The following is a 15455-nucleotide window of genomic DNA, read 5'->3' on the forward strand; positions in this document are numbered from 1 at the left end:
TCCGAACCCATTGAGAGGGCAGCGCAGTTGAGCAGCGTACGAGGCAAGAAGATCCTGGTCACCGGGGGAGCGGGCACCATCGGCTCCAACCTCGTCGACCTCCTGGCCGAGGGCGGCGCCCGCGAGATCGTCGTACTCGACAACTTCGTGCGCGGACGGCGGGCCAACCTCGCCCAGGCCCTGCCCAGCGGTGTCGTGGAGATCGTCGAGGGCGACATCCGGGACGCCGCCACCGTACGGAAGGTCACCGAGGGCGCCGACCTGGTGTTCCACCTCGCCGCGATACGCATCACCCAGTGCGCGGAGGAGCCCCGGCTCGCCAACGAGGTGCTGGTCGACGGCACCTTCAACGTCCTGGAGGCGGCGGCCGCGGCCGGCGTGAGCAAGGTGATCGCCTCGTCCTCGGCGTCCGTCTACGGCATGGCCGAGGTCTTCCCGACGACCGAGCGCCACCACCCGTACAACAACGACACCTTCTACGGCGCCGCGAAGGCCTTCAACGAGGGCATGCTGCGCAGCTTCCACGCCATGTCCGGACTGGACTACGTGGTCCTGCGCTACTTCAACGTCTACGGCCCCCGGATGGACATCCACGGCCTCTACACCGAGGTGCTCATCCGCTGGATGGAGCGCATCGAGGCGGGCGAACCGCCGCTGATCCTCGGCGACGGGGCCCAGACCATGGACTTCGTCGACGTCCGCGACATCGCCAGGGCCAATGTGCTGGCCGCCGAGTCGGATCTCACCGACGAAGCGTTCAACGTGGCCAGCGGCACGGAGACCTCGCTGAAGGAACTCGCCCAGGGTCTGCTGGAGGCTATGGGCGCGTCCGGTCTGGAGCCCGAGCACGGGCCCGCCCGCGCGGTGAACGGGGTCACGCGGCGGCTCGCGGACACCTCGCAGGCCGCCGAACGGCTCGGCTTCACGGCGGAGATCGACCTGCGGACAGGGCTCAAGGACCTGGTCGCGTGGTGGCGCGCGGAGCGCTCCCTTTCAGAGGAGTCCGCCAAGTGAGCACCGACCGCATCCCGGTGATGATCCCCTGGCTCGGCGAGGAGGAGGCCGAGGCCGCCTCCGACGCGGTGCTGTCCGGGTGGGTCGCCCAGGGCCCCCGCGTCGCCGCCTTCGAGAAGGCCTTCGCGGAGCGGGTGGGCGCCGAGCACGGCATCGCCGTCAGCTCCTGCACCACGGCCCTGCATCTGTCGCTCGTCGCGCTCGGAATCGGGCCCGGCGACGAGGTCGTCGTGCCGTCGCTGTCGTTCATCGCCACCGCCAACGCGGTCCGTTACGTCGGTGCCGAACCGGTGTTCGCCGACGTGGACCCCGCCACCGGCAACCTGACCACGGCCACCGTGGACGCGGTCCGCACCCCCCGTACCAAGGCCGTCCTCGTCGTCCACCAGGGCGGCGTACCGGCCGATGTGCACTCCCTGCGCGCCGCCTGCGCCGAGTGGGACCTGCCCCTGGTCGAGGACGCGGCCTGCGCCATCGGCTCGACCGTCGGCGGCAAGCCCGTGGGGCACGGCGCGCTGCTCGCCGCCTGGTCCTTCCACCCCCGCAAGGTCGTCACCACCGGCGAGGGCGGCATGATCACCACCGACGACGCAGAGTGGGCGGCACGGCTGCGCCGACTGCGCGAACACGGGATGAACGCCTCGGCCGCCGAACGCCATGCGAGCAACCAGCCGGTCCTGGAAAGCTACTTGGAGGTCGGCTTCAACTACCGGATGACCGACGTCCAGGCCGCGATCGGCCTGGTCCAGCTCGGCAAACTCGACGCGATGATCGCCCGCCGCCGCGAACTGGCGGCCCGCTACGACGAGTTGCTGCGGGACGTCCCCGGCCTCACCCCCGTGACCGACCCCGCGCACGGGCAGAGCAACTTCCAGTCCTACTGGGTACTGCTGGCCGAGGACTTCCCCGTCGGCCGCGACGACCTGCTCGCCGCGCTCGCCGAGGCCGGCGTCTCCGCCCGGCGCGGGATCATGGCCTCGCACCTCGAACCCGCCTACGCGGACCACCCCGCCGTGCCGCTCCCGGCCACCGAGCGGATCAGCCGGGACTCGCTGATCCTGCCCCTCTTCCACACCATGACCGAGGCCCAGCAGGACCGGGTCGTGGCGGCGCTGCGCGAACAGGCCCGCGGATGAACGGACTTGTCGTCATCGGCGCGGGCGGCTTCGCCCGGGAGACCGCACAGGCCGTACGGGACGCGGGCGACTTCGAGCTGCTCGGGCACCTCGACGACAACCCCGACCTGCACGGCAAGGAAGTCGACGGCGTACCCGTGCTCGGCGGCTGCGACCTCGTCCACGCCCTGCCCGAGGCCAGCGTGGTGATCTGCGTGGGCAACCCGAGGGACTACGCGGCCCGCGCCCGCCTGGTCCGCAGGTTCGGCCTGCCCGTGGACCGCTACGCCACCGTGATCCATCCGACGGCGGCCGTGTCGGCGACCTCGGAGGTCGGCCCCGGCTCGGTGCTCCTCGCACACTGCGTCCTGACCGCCGCCGTGCGGGTGGGCGCGCATGTCGCGGTGATGCCGCATGTGGTCCTCACCCATGACGACGTGGTCGAGGACTTCGCCACGATCACCTCCGGCGTCCGCCTGGGCGGGGGCGTACGGCTGGAGCGGGGCGCCTATGTGGGCTCCGGGGCTCTGGTCAGGGAGGGCACGACGGTCGGCGCCTGGTCGCAGATCGGGATGGGAAGCAGCGTGCTCGGCGACGTCCCGCCGGGCGAGGTCTGGGTGGGGAGCCCGGCCCGGCGGCTGCGCGAGGCGGAGGCGCCCGCGCTCGACGAACTCGCGACACGGACAACAGTGGGGGGACCGCTGAAATGAACCAGATACCACTGGTGGACCTCAAGGCGGCACACGCCGAGGTCGCCGACGAGGTACGGGCCGGATTCGAACGGGTGCTGGCGAACACCGCGTTCATCGGCGGCGACGAGGTGGGCGCCTTCGAGCGCGAGTACGCCGACTTCGGCGCCGTCGCACACTGCGTGGGCGTCGCCAACGGCACCGACGCCGTCGAACTCGCCCTGCGGGCAAGCGGGGTCGGGCCCGGCGACGAGGTCGTCGTCCCCGCCAACACCTTCATCGCCACCGCCGGTGCCGTGGCCCGGATCGGCGCCCGGCCGGTCCTGGCCGACTGCCTACCCGACACCCATCTGCTCGACCCGCAGGCCGCGTCGGACGCGGTCGGCCCGGCCACCCGCGCGGTGGTACCCGTGCACCTGTACGGCCAGATGGCCGAGGTGACGCAGCTCGCCGCCCAACTGCCCGACCATGTACGGGTGGTAGAGGACGCCGCCCAGTGCCAGGGCGCCACCCGCGACGGCCGTACCCCGGGCAGCGGCGGGATCGCTGCGACCAGCTTCTACCCGGGCAAGAACCTCGGCGCCTACGGCGACGCGGGCGCCGTCCTGACTGACGACGAGGAGCTGGCCGACCTCGTGCGCGCGACCGCCAACCACGGCGGCGTCGCCAAGTACCGCCACGACGTCCCCGGGTTCAACAGCCGCCTCGACGGACTCCAGGCCGTCGTCCTGCGGGCGAAGCTGGCACGCCTGGCCGACGGCAACGCGGCCCGACGGGCAGCCGCCGCCCGCTACGACACACTTCTCGCCGACCTCGCGGCCACCGGACGCGTCGTCCTCCCGACGACGGATGCCGCCAACGTCCACGTCTGGCACCTGTACGTCGTCCAGGTCTCCGGCGCGGACCGCGACGACATCGTCGGCAAGCTCAACGCGGAGGGCATCGGCGCCGGGGTGCACTATCCCGCCCCCGTCCACCTCACGCCGGCGTACCGACATCTCGGCCACACCCAGGGGGACTTCCCCCACGCGGAGAAGGCGGCGGACCGGATCCTGTCGCTGCCGCTCTTCCCCCAGATAAGCCCCGACCAGCAGCAACGCGTCGTGGAAACGCTCGCCACGGCGCTCGAAAGCTGATCGGCCCCCACGGTCATCGCTCCACCCCGGCCTCATGGGCCGGCCCCGCACAGTGCACAGCACCGCTGAGAGGTACACATGAACAGATGGAGCAGACGGATCCGGGGCGGGCGCCTCGCCGTCGTAGCAGCACTCATATGGGCGGTGCTCCCGACGGGCTCGCCCGCCCAGGCGGCATCCGATCCGTGCGGCACGGGCTCGAACGCGATCGTGTGCGAGAACTCCAAGACGGGCAGCCCCATGTCCGACTGGTACGCGCCCAACTCCTACGGCGACATCAAGGGCTTCACCACCAAGGAGAGCGTCCAGGCCGGTGACACCGTCCAGTTCAAGATCCAGTCGCCGGTCACGTACCGCGTGGAGATCTACCGGCTGGGCTGGTACGGGGGCGACGGCGCGCGACTGATGTCGACGGCGGCCCAGGCGGCCGTGACCTACCCGGCCAACTACACGACCAACCCGGCCAGTTGCACCACCAAGGCCGGCACAGGCCTGGTCGACTGCGGCAACTGGCCCGTGACCGTGAACTGGACCGTGCCCAGCGACGCCGTGTCCGGCCTGTACATCGCCAACCTGACGCAGACCGACGGCGACGGCCTGATGCCGTACCCGTTCGTCGTCCGCAAGGACTCCAGCACCTCCGACATCGTCGTACAGACCAGCGACCAGACCTGGCAGGCGTACAACGACTACGGCGGCCAGGACCTGTACGGCGGCGCGGGACCCGCGCCGGACGGCCGTGCCTACGAGGTCAGCTACAACCGGCCGTTGGACATCGGCGGCGACAACGGCATCTACGGCTCCGAGTTCATGATGCTGGCCTGGCTGGAGCGCAACGGCTACGACGTCAGCTATCTGTCCGGTGTGGACGTGTCGACCCACGGCGACACCCTGCTGAAGAACCACGACGTGTACCTGTCCTCCGGCCATGACGAGTACTGGACGCAGAGCCAGTACTCCAACGTCCTGGCGGCCCGGAAGGCGGGTGTCAAACAGGGCTTCTTCAGCGGCAACGAGGTGTTCTGGAAGACCCGGTTCGCCGCGAGCAACGACGGCACCGGCACCGCGAACCGGACCCTGGTCTGCTACAAGATGACGAAGATGGCGTTCAACAACGGCATCGCCGACCCCAGCGGCACCTGGACCGGCACCTGGATGGATCCGACCAGCACCAACTACGGCCAGACCTACCAGCCGTCGAACATCCTCACCGGCTCCATGTTCCAGGTGAACGGCTCCCGCAGCGACGCGATCACCGTCCCCGGTTCGTACGGCAAGAACCGGATCTGGCGCAACACGTCCATCGCCAACCTCACGTCGAGCCAGACCGCCACCTTCCCGGCAGGCACTCTCGGCTACGAGTGGGACAGCGACATCGCCAACAGCACCAGGCCCGCCGGAGCGATCGCCGTGTCGTCCACGACAGTGGACATCGACGACGGCAAGTACCGCCTCGACTGGGGCAACATGTACGGCAACGGCACCGCGACGCACAATCTCGTCGAGTTCCGCGACCAGGACTCCGGAGCCCTGGTGTTCGGGGCGGGGACCGTGCAGTGGTCGTGGGGCCTGACCAACCTGCCGACGTACGACCCCGATGACGCGGTGGTCACCGAGGACGCCCGTATGCAACAGGCGACGGTGAACATCCTCGCCGACATGGGCGTCCAGCCGCTGACCCTACAGACCAACCTCGTCGCCGCCACAGCCACCACCGACACCACCGGCCCGACGATCACCGTGACGAGCCCGGCCTCCGGAGTCACCGTCCCGGCACTGAAGCCGGTCAACATCACCGGCACCGCCACCGACTCCGGCGGGGGCGTGGTGGCACGCGTGGAGGTGTCCACGGACGGCGGCAGCACCTGGAACGTCGCCACCGGACTGACGTCCTGGAGCTACAGCTGGACGCCGACGACCCCGGGCACCGCCTCCATCAAGGTCCGCGCGGTCGACGACAGCGTCAACATCGGCGCCGTCACCACCATCCCCCTGACCGTCGGCCCCCAGGCCTGCCCCTGCACCATCTGGCCCGCGACCGCCGTGCCCGGCACCGTCAACGCGGGTGACGGCGGCCCGCTGGAACTCGGCGTCAAGATCCGTACCACGGTGGCCGGTTCGATCACCGGCGTCCGCTTCTACAAGTCGCCCGCCAACACCGGCACCCACACCGGCAGCCTGTGGAGCGCCTCCGGGACCCGCCTGGCCACCGGCACCTTCACCAACGAGACGGCCTCCGGCTGGCAGCAGCTGAACTTCGCCACCCCGGTGACCGTCAAGGCCAACACCACCTACGTCGCCTCGTACTTCGCCCCCAACGGCGGATACTCCTACGACGGCGGCTACTTCTCCGGCAGTTCGGCCGGCCTGGCCCCGCTCACCGCGCTCCAGTCCGGCACCGACGGCGGCAACGGCGTCTACCGCTACAGCTCGACCAGCGCCTTCCCGTCCTCGGCGTCCTCGGGCAGCAACTACTGGGTGGACGTGGTGCTGGACACCGCGACGGCCAGTACGACCCCGCCCGTCGTCACCTCCACCTCACCGACGTCCGGGGCGACCAGCGCGTCGATCACGGCACCGGTGTCCGCCGTCTTCGACCACGCCATCGACGGCGACACGCTCACGTTCACGCTGAAGGACCCGAACGGCAACACCGTGCCGGGCGTCAAGACGCTCCCCGCGTCGAACCAGGCGACCTTCACCCCGTCGACGGAGCTGGAGCTGCACACCACGTACACCGCGTCCGTCCAGGCCGAGGACCTGTGGGGCAACGCCATGTCGGCCCCGGTGACCTGGTCCTTCACCACCAGCTCCACGCCACCCGCGGTCACCTGCCCCTGCACGCTGTGGAACACCAACACCGTGCCGGCCAGGACGGCGGTCACCGACGACCCCAACTCCCTCGAACTGGGCACCCGGTTCCAGTCCTCGGCGAGCGGCTGGGTCACCGGCGTCACCTTCTACAAGGGAGCCACCAACACCGGCACCCACACCGGCAGCCTCTGGTCCAACGACGGCACGCTCCTCGCCTCCGGTACCTTCACCACGGAGTCCGCCACCGGCTGGCAGACGATGACGTTCGCGACCCCGGTCGCGATCACCGCCGACACCTCCTACGTCGTCTCCTACCACGCGCCGAACGGCAACTACGCGGTGGACGGCGGCTACTTCGCATCGGCGCACAAGTCCTATCCGCTGACCGCCACCGCCGACATCAGTACGGCCCACAACGGGCTCTACCGGTACGGCAGTGACGTGGCCTTCCCCAACGGCTCCTACGGATCCGCGAACTACTGGGTCGGGCCCGTCTTCACCGCCGACGACCCGTCGGCGTCACTGGCGACGGTCGACATCTCGGAGGTGAGCGCCTCCTTGGTGGCACGCACCGCCGACGCTTCCAGACCCCTCGTCACCACGCTGCCCAGCGCGACCAACGTGGGTTCGGTCAAGGCAACGGTGACCGTCCTGCCGGGTGCGAAGGCCGCGGCCGCCAGGAAGCTCCACGTGAAGGCCTATGTCTCCTACGACCGGGCCACCCGCAAGGTGTCCGTCCATCTGTCCACCCCGCTGCCGGACGGCACGCGGTTCAAGATCACGGTCACGGCCCGGGACAAGAAGAACCACACGGTGAAGTCCCAGGTCTGGACCCTGACCAGCAAGACCGTCCGCAAGAAGAACTGACCGTCCGACAGAAGAACTGACCGACCACAACCCACCGCCGGTGGCCTCCCGCACACTCGCGGGAGGCCACCGCCGGGGATTGGCCTTCCCACCGATGAGCAGCGTCAGTGTTGTCATCCCCTGCTACAAGTACGGCCATTTCCTCGCCGACTGCGTGAGCAGCGTCCTGGACGAGCAGGACGGCGTTGACGTCCGGGTACTCATCATCGACGACGCCTCGCCCGACGACTCGGCGGAGATCGCGCACAAGCTCGCCGCCGCCGACCCGCGTATCGAGGTCCGCGTCCACGAGACCAACAAGGGCCACATCGCCACCTACAACGAGGGCCTCCTGGAGTGGGCGGACGGCGACTATGTCGCCCTCCTCTCCGCCGACGACCGGCTGGTCCCCGGCGCTCTGGTGCGCGCCGCCGCACTGCTCGACGCCCACCCGGAGGCGGGCTTCGCCTACGGCCGCCCCCTGCGCTTCCAGCACGGCGGCCCGCTGCCCAAGGCCCGTACGCAGAGCACCGGTTCGGTGGTCTACCCCGGGCACTGGTGGCTGGAGCGCCGCTTCCGCGAGGGCACCGGCTGCATCACCTCGCCCGAGGTCGTCGTCCGCACCAGCCTCCAGCGCGAGGTCGGCGGCTACGACCCCGCACTGCCCCACGCCGGCGACATCGAGATGTGGATGCGGCTCGCCGCCCGCGCCGACGTCGGCTACATCCGCGGCGCCGACCAGGCCTTCTACCGCGTCCACGGCAACAACATGTCCACCACCGACTTCGGCGGCCAGCTCGACGACCTCCGTCAGCGCCTGGTCGCCTACGACTCCGTCCTCGCCAAGTGCGCCGATCTGCTCCCGCAGGCCGAGCAGCTGGCCGACCTGGTGCACACCCGGCTCGCCCGCTACGCCCTGCGCCGCGCCTACCGCGCCTACGACCGCAGGCGCACCGACGTCGTCCCGGTCGACGATCTCGTCGCCTTCGCCGCCGAGTGCCGTCCCGGTTTCACCTCTCTCCCCGAGTACCAGGCGCTGCACCGGCGGCAGCGTGTCGGCGCCGAGCTGATGCCGTACCTCCAGCCACTGGTGTGGTCGGCCGTGTTCGAGCGCGGGCGGGAGTGGCTGTGGTGGCAGTCCTGGAAGCGCCGCGGCATCTGATGACCAAGCTCAGTCCGAGGACCGTGACCGGCCGCCCGGACCCACGGCTCCGTGGTTCAGCCCGCCACCGGAACCCCGCCGGGGCGGGGGAGCGGCTCCGAGGAGTCCGCCTTTCGCCTCCTGCGGTGCAGCGCGTACTGGTCGACCCAGAGCGCGCCGAGGATCGCGGCGAGGCCGCCCAGCAGCGCCGTACCCGCCAGTGCGCGGCTCTTGGTGCCCTGCACCAGGGCGGCGCTGGGCGCGACCAGGACGGATGCGTTGATCCGCGACCCGGCGGCGATCCGCTGCGTCTCCTGGAGCCGCGTCACATGACCGGAGTAGACCTCGATGATCCGACGGACCGCCGTGTTGGCCTCGTCGGGGCCGGCACCCCGGGCCTGCACCTGCAACGAGGGGATCAGATAGGCGGGCGTCGCGCTGGTGCCGCTGTTGCGCGGGATCAGCTGATACGTCCCCTGGACACCGGCGGACTTCAACTCCTTGCGCCCGGAAGGCGATTCGAGCTGCTGGACGACGCCGTACGAGAGCGTGGCGAGCGGCGGCTGCAGATTCGTCAGCTGGTTCGGCTGGTTGCCCGTCGCGGGCGGCTTGAGGACGACCACCGCCGAACTCAGATACTCCGGCGTGGGTCGCAGCACCGGATAGGCTCCGGCTGCGGTCAGCAGGAGCGCGAGCAACAGAACGTACCAGCGGCGGAGAAGCGCTTCGGCGACGTCTCGGGGCGACACGGGGATTCCTTCCGTCGGCACCGATCTTCGCAGGCGCGGGGGCAGGCCGCTACCGAATCACAGCGGGGAGAGTTCTCATGAGCCTGGGCGACCTCTGGGCCATCATGTGCAGGCGCTGGTACTTCATGGTGCCCGTCACCCTGCTCAGTCTGCTCGCGGGCGGCTACCTCTACCGGACGATCCCGGTGTCCTACGAGTCGCAGAGCTCCGTCACGCTTCTCGACTCCACGGCGGTCGCAGACATGGCGCCGACCTTCGGCAACCCCATCTCGAACGCGGGCGGTTCACTGGTCGTCACGGCCGACGTGCTGATCAGAACGCTCCAGTCGAGCGACTCGGCCAAGGAACTGCACTCCCGTGGTGTCACCGACCGGTACACGGCCGGTTTCGCGCCGGACGCCGACAGCCCGCTGCTCACCCTGAGCGTCACCGGAACCGACCGGGCGAAGGTGCTGCGGGAGACCACCGTCCTCACCAAGTTCGCCGGGGAGCAGCTGAAGGCCCTTCAGGCCGCCTCCAAGGTGCCGGCGAGGTACTCCGTGCAGGCCACGCCGGTCGTGCTGCCGCAGACACCGGTCTCGGAGCCCAAGGCCCGCTACCAGAACATCGCTGCGGTCCTCATCGTCGGCATGGTCAGCGCGTTCCTGCTGTCCATCCTGGCCGAGGGCGTCGCGGTCGTACGCCGCCGAGGACGCGCCCAGGCCGGATACGTCCCCCGGCGCCACCGCTCCAGGCCCCCCGAGCCGGCGCCCAGGGGCCTGCTGACGCGGAGACTGGACGCCACGACGATCCTCACCGGCTATCTGGTGCTGGCCTTCTTCGTCCCGTCGAACCTCACCCTGCCCGCGCTCGGCGGAGTCGGCACCCCGGCCAACGTCCTCGCCCTGCTGGGACTCCTCTGGTACCTCGCGACCTGGCTCGGCGGACGCATCCGCCCGGCCGAGGGCACCAGACTGCCGCGCGTCGCGATGTGCCTGCTCGCGATGGCGGTGCTGCTCTCCTACCTCGCGGACGCGACCCGCGCCGGCTCGCACCAGGAGATCCTCGGGGCCGACCGGGGGCTCATCGGCCTCGGGGTGTGGGTAGGGCTGGTGGTGCTGGCATCGGCCGGCATCCAGGAGCGCGGCCGACTGGAGACGCTGATGCGCCGGCTCGTCGTCCTGGGCACGGTGGTCGCCCTGATCGGCTACTACGACTTCTTCGCGGCGACCAACATCGCCGACTCCATCCACATCCCCGGCCTCCAGTCGAGCACCGCCGGGATGAGCGCCATGGACCGCGGCTCGTTCACCCGCCCGCGCTCCACCACGGCCCACCCACTGGAGTTCGGCGGGATGCTGGCCATCCTGGTGCCCTTCGCCGTCCACCAGGCGTTCGATCCCGTACGTCGTCACGCGGGCGCACTGCGCCGCTGGGCTCCGGTGGCGATCATGGCGGGCGCGCTGCCGCTGACGGTGTCCAGGACGTCCATCATCGGCGCCGCCATCGTGATCCTGGTGATGGTGCCCCGCTGGAAGCCGCAGCGGCGCTGGGCCGCGATCGCCATCATCGTGGGGTCGGTGGCCGGCTTCAAGGTGATCATTCCCGGGCTGATCGGAACCATCACCAACCTGTTCGCCACCTTTTTCGCCGGTTCCGACAGCAGCACCCAGGCGCGCACCGTGAAGTACAGCGCGATCGTCCCCTATCTCAAGGAACACCCCTGGTTCGGAAGGGGATTCGGCACCTTCACCCCCGACCTGTACTTCTTCACGGACAACCAGTACATGCTGACCCTGGCCGAGATGGGCATCGTGGGACTCGTCGCCCTGCTCGCCCTGTTCGTCACCGGCATCCACACCGGGGGCGCCATCCGCCGGCTCGCCCGCACCGACTCGGACCGGGAACTCGGACAGGCGTTCCTCGCCTCCGCGCTGGTCGCCCTGGTCATCAGCGCCACCTTCGACGCGCTCAGCTTCCCCATGTACGCCGGAATGTTCTTCCTGACCCTGGGCGCCGGCGGCAGCTACCTCGGCTTCGTCCGTCGTGAGGCGGCCGAAGCCGAGGCAGCGGAAGCCGTCGTGGTCCCCGCCCCCGGTAAGGCATCCGAAGCCCGGCTTCCCCAACTCGCGGAGTCCCGATGAGTCCCGTCGCCGTCATCGTCGTCACCTGGAACAGCGCCTCGGTGCTTCCCGGATTCCTCGCCGCGCTTCCCGGCGGCATGGCCGGCCTCGACTGGCGGCTCGTCGTCGCCGACAACGACTCCGCCGACGACACCGTCGAGGTTCTCCGGACACTGGCCCCGGACGCCACCGTCGTCCAGACCGGCCGCAACGCCGGGTACGCGGCAGGGGTCAACGCGGCGCTGGGCGCGGCCGGTGAGCACGGGTCCGCTCTGATCTGCAACCCCGACATCCGGATGCGCGAGGGCTGCGCCAAACGGCTCGTCGACAGTCTCGGCGAGGGGGTCGGGATCGCCGTACCTCTCCTCTACGAAGAGGGCAAGGACACGCCCCACCACTCGCTGCGCCGCGAGTCGAGTGTGACCCGGGCGCTCGGCGAGGCACTCATCGGCAACACGCGCGCCGGGCGCTTCCCGCGCCTGAGCGAACTCGTCACCGACCCCGCCGCGTACCAGCGGCCCACGCGCGCGGACTGGGCGACGGGCGCCCTCATGGCCGTCTCGGGGGACTGTCTGGCCACTTGCGGCCCGTGGGACGAGTCCTTCTTCCTCTACTCGGAGGAGACCGAGTACTGCCTGCGCGCACGGGACCGGGGATACGCCACGCAGTTGGAGCCGACAGCCGAGGCCGTTCACCTGGGAGGTGACTCCCAGGTGTCGCCCCGACTCTGGACCCTCCTCACCCTCAACCGGGTCCGCCTGTACCGCCGACGCCACGGCGCCCTCGCCACGGCGGCCTTCCGTACCGCCGTCCTCCTCCGGGAGACGTCACGCGCGGCACTGGGCCGCCCGGCCGGCAAAGCGGCCGCCGCCGCCCTCGCCCGGCCGGGCGCCCTGCGCGCGACGCCGGGACCATGATCGCGAACGCGGCCCGACAGCGCCTCAGAGGGGCGCGAGGGCGCATCGACATGCGGCTTCGCCGCATCAGGGGGGTTCATGAGCGCAGTTGAGGTCAACGACACATCGGACAGGTCTGTCGGAGCACAGGTCCACGGATCGAGGCTCCCGTCGCTGACGGGGCTCCGGTTCGTCGCGGCCTTCCTCGTCTTCTGCTTCCACATCTCGATATCGGGGCTGTTGGCCACGTCGTCGACGCAGCACGCGTTCGCTCGCGCGGCGGGTGCCGGAGCCGTAGGCGTCTCGTTCTTCTTTGTCCTCAGTGGTTTCGTCCTGACCTGGTCGGCACGGCCGGGAGACACCACTCGCGCCTTCTGGCGGCGTCGAGCGGCGAAGATCTACCCGAACTACGTCGTGGCCTTCGTCATCTCCGTCGTCGGGCTGTACGCGACCGGCCACGCCGTCGGGCTCCTCGTCGGAGCGACGAACCTGGGGCTCGTTCAGGCGTGGTGGCCGGACCCGGACATCTACTTCGGTGCGAACTCGGTCAGTTGGTCGCTCGCGTGCGAGGCGTTCTTCTACGCCCTCTTCCCGGTGCTGCTGCCCGTGTTGAGACGCATCCGTCCGGAGAGGCTGTGGGCGAGCGCCGCGGCGTGCGTGGTGGCCGTGTTCGCGGTACCCGTGGTGGCGACGCTTCTGCCTGCCGAGCGGCACTACTGGTTCGTCTACATCTTCCCGCCGGTCCGCCTGCTCGAGTTCGTGGTGGGGATTCTGATGGCGCTCGTCGTGAAGAGCGGGCGTTGGCCGCGGATTCCCGTGTGGTCCGTCGCGGCACTTCTCGTCGTCGCGTATGCCGTGACACCGTACTTCCCGCCGGACGCGGCGACTTCGGCCGTCACCGTGATCCCGTTCGCACTGCTCATCCCCGCCGTGGCTGTCGCCGACGTCGAGGGGAGGCGGAGTGTGTGGCGGAGCCGTACGGCGGTGTGGCTGGGAGAGATCTCGTTCGCCTTCTACCTGATCCATCAGTCGGTGATCGTGGATCTGATGCGGGGTCTCGACGCTCAGGGTTCGGCGCCGGCAACGGCGTGGGCGCTCACCGTCGGAGCGCTCGCTCTCTCAGTGGCGCTCGCGGGGCTCATGCACCGGTTCGTCGAGATGCCTGCGATGCGGCGACTCGGACGCAGGAGAACGCGCCCCTGACGCGGATCGGCCCCGTCCCTGAGAACTCGTCTCCGGGACGGGGCCGAGCCGACGGCGTCAGAAGCAGAACCGGAACCGGACGAAACACTACGAACCCGCGCCGCGCGGTCGGCAGACCATGGCGACGAAGTCGTGCCCCACGTCCGGGAGGGCCGCGTCCTCCGCCGCAAAGCACCGTTCCAGCAGCGCCAGCGTCTCCCGCTCCTGGTCACGGAAGTTGTGCGCGATCCCCGAGAACGCGATGTGCAGCACCGTCCCCCCGTACGGCCGCTCCTCGACGACGTCGAACTCGCGCCGCAGCCCCGGCAGCAGCGCCGCCGCGTCCACCGCCTCCGACGGATCGTCCAGCACCATCGACATCCTGCTCGGCCGCACGACCCGCCGCTTGATCCGCCCGTCGGCCAGCCGACGCCGCGCCTCCGGCAACTGGGCCAACAGCGCGTTCGCCGCGTCCAGTTGTGCGTCGGTCCACTGGAACCTGGTGGGCCCGACGAACTCGTCGACCACGAACGTCCCGCCGGGCTCGATCAGTTGGGAGAGCCGGGGCAACGTCTCGTCGAGGTTGTCGAAGTGGTGCAGCGACTGGAGGCCCAGCAGCACGTCGAAGCGTTGCCCGTCGGCCGCCATCCGGTTGACGTCGGTGACGCTGAACCGCAGGACATCGGCGAGACCGTTCTCGGCGGCGGCACGGGTCGCGAAGTCGATCCGCTGCTGCGCCACGTCCACGCCCTCCAGCAGACCGAACGCGCCGGTCTTCGCCCAGAGCAACTCGTTGCCGCCGGTGCCGCACCCGAGCGACAGGCCACGCAGATCGGTGCGCGGAGCGAAGTGCTTGGCGGCCACGTACTCGGGAAAGGACGTGTCCGCGTCGCCGGTCATCAGCAGGTTCCACCGCTTGATGACCGACGGAATCGCCCACCACTCGGTCAGCGACGGGTCGACCTGCGACCAGTGCTGGACCACCCGCGCACCGCCGCGCACCCGAAGCTTGGCCAGCACCGGATCCAGGTCCAGCTTCCGCACCTTGCGCAGGAGTCGGTCCGCGTCATGTCTGTTGACGAGGTTGTTCAGCATGCGGGCTCCGTTCTTACGGCTATGAGTGACTTCGGGGCACCGAGCACGCGCTCACTGAGAAGCACGGATCCGGGGAACAGGTAACGCATCTCGGTGCGGGTCAGCAGCTCGATGTTGATCACCGCGTTCATCGCCGACTCCGGGCTGTCGGGGCGACTGTGGACAAGCGGCCAGCGCCGTACGAGGCGGGCCCTGGCAGCCAGAGGCAGGAACTGGAAGCCGGGGGCCACGAAGTGCGGCTCGACGGGGAAGTAGCGGTACGGCGTCTGGATCCAGTGCAGCGGGGCCAGTTGCTCGACGGCGGCGACGAACCTCTGCCGCTGGCTGTGGCCGCCCACGTGCTCGATGGTCGAGTTGGAGAACACCATGTCGTAGCCGCCCTTGGCGCTCAGTTCGGCGGCGACCTCCGGGTCGGTGACATCGGCGTTCTCCGCCGTGATCCAGCCGGGCAGTTCGGCGGGATGCGCCTCCAGGTTGATCAGGTGGACGTGCTTGGCGCGCACCGGAGCGCGCAGCCACATCTCGGCCGTACCGCCCAGGTCCACGACGCTCATGTTCTCGATGCCGGGGAAACAGCGCCGGAACCGCTCCCAGCGGGCGACGCGCATGCGTTCGCCCAGCGAGCCGGGAGCGTCGACGAACTTGTTCCTGAGGGCGCGGGAGCGGGGCATGGGAT

Annotated in this window: 12 protein-coding genes; 9 read left to right on the forward strand and 3 right to left on the reverse strand. The window is 70.0% G+C overall.

What is annotated here, in order from left to right:
• The first annotated feature begins 27 nt into the window (after window positions 1–27).
• From OG787_RS43990 to OG787_RS44015, 6 genes are all read left to right on the forward strand, one after another.
• Window positions 28–1014, forward strand: a complete 987-nt coding sequence (locus tag OG787_RS43990; protein WP_369029986.1) for an SDR family NAD(P)-dependent oxidoreductase — start codon at window positions 28–30, stop codon at window positions 1012–1014.
• Entirely contained in the window at window positions 1011–2150 is a 1140-nt protein-coding gene (locus OG787_RS43995) for a DegT/DnrJ/EryC1/StrS family aminotransferase (RefSeq protein ID WP_405539043.1), read from the forward strand. The genes OG787_RS43990 and OG787_RS43995 overlap by 4 nt, the downstream gene beginning before the upstream one ends.
• Window positions 2147–2839 carry an acetyltransferase gene (locus OG787_RS44000; RefSeq protein WP_369029984.1) on the forward strand — a complete coding sequence of 231 codons (693 nt, stop codon included), beginning with the start codon at window positions 2147–2149 and terminating at the stop codon, window positions 2837–2839. Before OG787_RS43995 ends, OG787_RS44000 begins: the two co-directional genes overlap by 4 nt.
• Window positions 2836–3954 carry a DegT/DnrJ/EryC1/StrS family aminotransferase gene (locus OG787_RS44005; protein WP_405539044.1) on the forward strand — a complete coding sequence of 373 codons (1119 nt, stop codon included), beginning with the start codon at window positions 2836–2838 and terminating at the stop codon, window positions 3952–3954. Before OG787_RS44000 ends, OG787_RS44005 begins: the two co-directional genes overlap by 4 nt.
• Before the next feature lie 78 nt (window positions 3955–4032).
• The gene (locus OG787_RS44010) at window positions 4033–7635 is read left to right on the forward strand and encodes a DUF4082 domain-containing protein (RefSeq protein ID WP_405539045.1); all 3603 of its coding nucleotides are present in this window, start codon (window positions 4033–4035) and stop codon (window positions 7633–7635) included.
• Between the two features lie 94 nt (window positions 7636–7729).
• Window positions 7730–8776 carry a glycosyltransferase family 2 protein gene (locus OG787_RS44015; protein ID WP_405539046.1) on the forward strand — a complete coding sequence of 349 codons (1047 nt, stop codon included), beginning with the start codon at window positions 7730–7732 and terminating at the stop codon, window positions 8774–8776.
• Between the two features lie 56 nt (window positions 8777–8832).
• On the opposite strand, the gene OG787_RS44020 is transcribed toward OG787_RS44015, so the two are convergent.
• On the reverse strand, window positions 8833–9504 hold the full coding sequence (locus tag OG787_RS44020; RefSeq protein WP_369029980.1) for a hypothetical protein: 672 nt from the start codon (window positions 9502–9504) through the stop codon (window positions 8833–8835).
• A 77-nt stretch (window positions 9505–9581) separates the two neighbouring features.
• Here OG787_RS44020 and OG787_RS44025 point away from each other — a divergent pair, with 77 nt between their 5' ends.
• The 3 genes from OG787_RS44025 to OG787_RS44035 all read left to right on the forward strand — a co-directional run bounded on the left by OG787_RS44025 (window position 9582) and on the right by OG787_RS44035 (window position 13705).
• Window positions 9582–11627, forward strand: a complete 2046-nt coding sequence (locus OG787_RS44025; protein ID WP_405539047.1) for an O-antigen ligase family protein — start codon at window positions 9582–9584, stop codon at window positions 11625–11627.
• On the forward strand, window positions 11624–12523 hold the full coding sequence (locus OG787_RS44030) for a glycosyltransferase family 2 protein (protein WP_369029978.1): 900 nt from the start codon (window positions 11624–11626) through the stop codon (window positions 12521–12523). The genes OG787_RS44025 and OG787_RS44030 overlap by 4 nt, the downstream gene beginning before the upstream one ends.
• 78 nt (window positions 12524–12601) lie before the next feature.
• Entirely contained in the window at window positions 12602–13705 is a 1104-nt protein-coding gene (locus OG787_RS44035; protein ID WP_405539048.1) for an acyltransferase family protein, read from the forward strand.
• An 87-nt stretch (window positions 13706–13792) separates the two neighbouring features.
• Here OG787_RS44035 and OG787_RS44040 read toward each other — a convergent pair whose 3' ends face one another.
• Both OG787_RS44040 and OG787_RS44045 read right to left on the reverse strand, forming a co-directional pair.
• On the reverse strand, window positions 13793–14779 hold the full coding sequence (locus OG787_RS44040; RefSeq protein ID WP_369029976.1) for a class I SAM-dependent methyltransferase: 987 nt from the start codon (window positions 14777–14779) through the stop codon (window positions 13793–13795).
• Entirely contained in the window at window positions 14773–15450 is a 678-nt protein-coding gene (locus OG787_RS44045) for a class I SAM-dependent methyltransferase (RefSeq protein ID WP_369029975.1), read from the reverse strand. Before OG787_RS44045 ends, OG787_RS44040 begins: the two co-directional genes overlap by 7 nt.
• Window positions 15451–15455: the final 5 nt, after the last annotated feature.

This window comes from Streptomyces sp. NBC_00075 (assembly GCF_045041225.1).
In the GTDB taxonomy this organism is placed as follows: Bacteria; Actinomycetota; Actinomycetes; order Streptomycetales; family Streptomycetaceae; genus Streptomyces; species Streptomyces adonidis.

Bases quoted from the DNA above. Each gene is read 5' to 3' on its own strand.
- OG787_RS44010 (WP_405539045.1), top strand. From the start codon at position 4,033: ATGAACAGATGGAGCAGACGGATCCGGGGCGGGCGCCTCGCCGTCGTA.
- OG787_RS44015 (WP_405539046.1), top strand. From the start codon at position 7,730: ATGAGCAGCGTCAGTGTTGTCATCCCCTGCTACAAGTACGGCCATTTC.
- OG787_RS44025 (WP_405539047.1), top strand. From the start codon at position 9,582: ATGAGCCTGGGCGACCTCTGGGCCATCATGTGCAGGCGCTGGTACTTC.
- OG787_RS44030 (WP_369029978.1), top strand. From the start codon at position 11,624: ATGAGTCCCGTCGCCGTCATCGTCGTCACCTGGAACAGCGCCTCGGTG.
- OG787_RS44040 (WP_369029976.1), bottom strand. From the start codon at position 14,779: ATGCTGAACAACCTCGTCAACAGACATGACGCGGACCGACTCCTGCGC.
- OG787_RS44000 (WP_369029984.1), top strand. From the start codon at position 2,147: ATGAACGGACTTGTCGTCATCGGCGCGGGCGGCTTCGCCCGGGAGACC.
- OG787_RS44045 (WP_369029975.1), bottom strand. From the start codon at position 15,450: ATGCCCCGCTCCCGCGCCCTCAGGAACAAGTTCGTCGACGCTCCCGGC.
- OG787_RS44035 (WP_405539048.1), top strand. From the start codon at position 12,602: ATGAGCGCAGTTGAGGTCAACGACACATCGGACAGGTCTGTCGGAGCA.
- OG787_RS44005 (WP_405539044.1), top strand. From the start codon at position 2,836: ATGAACCAGATACCACTGGTGGACCTCAAGGCGGCACACGCCGAGGTC.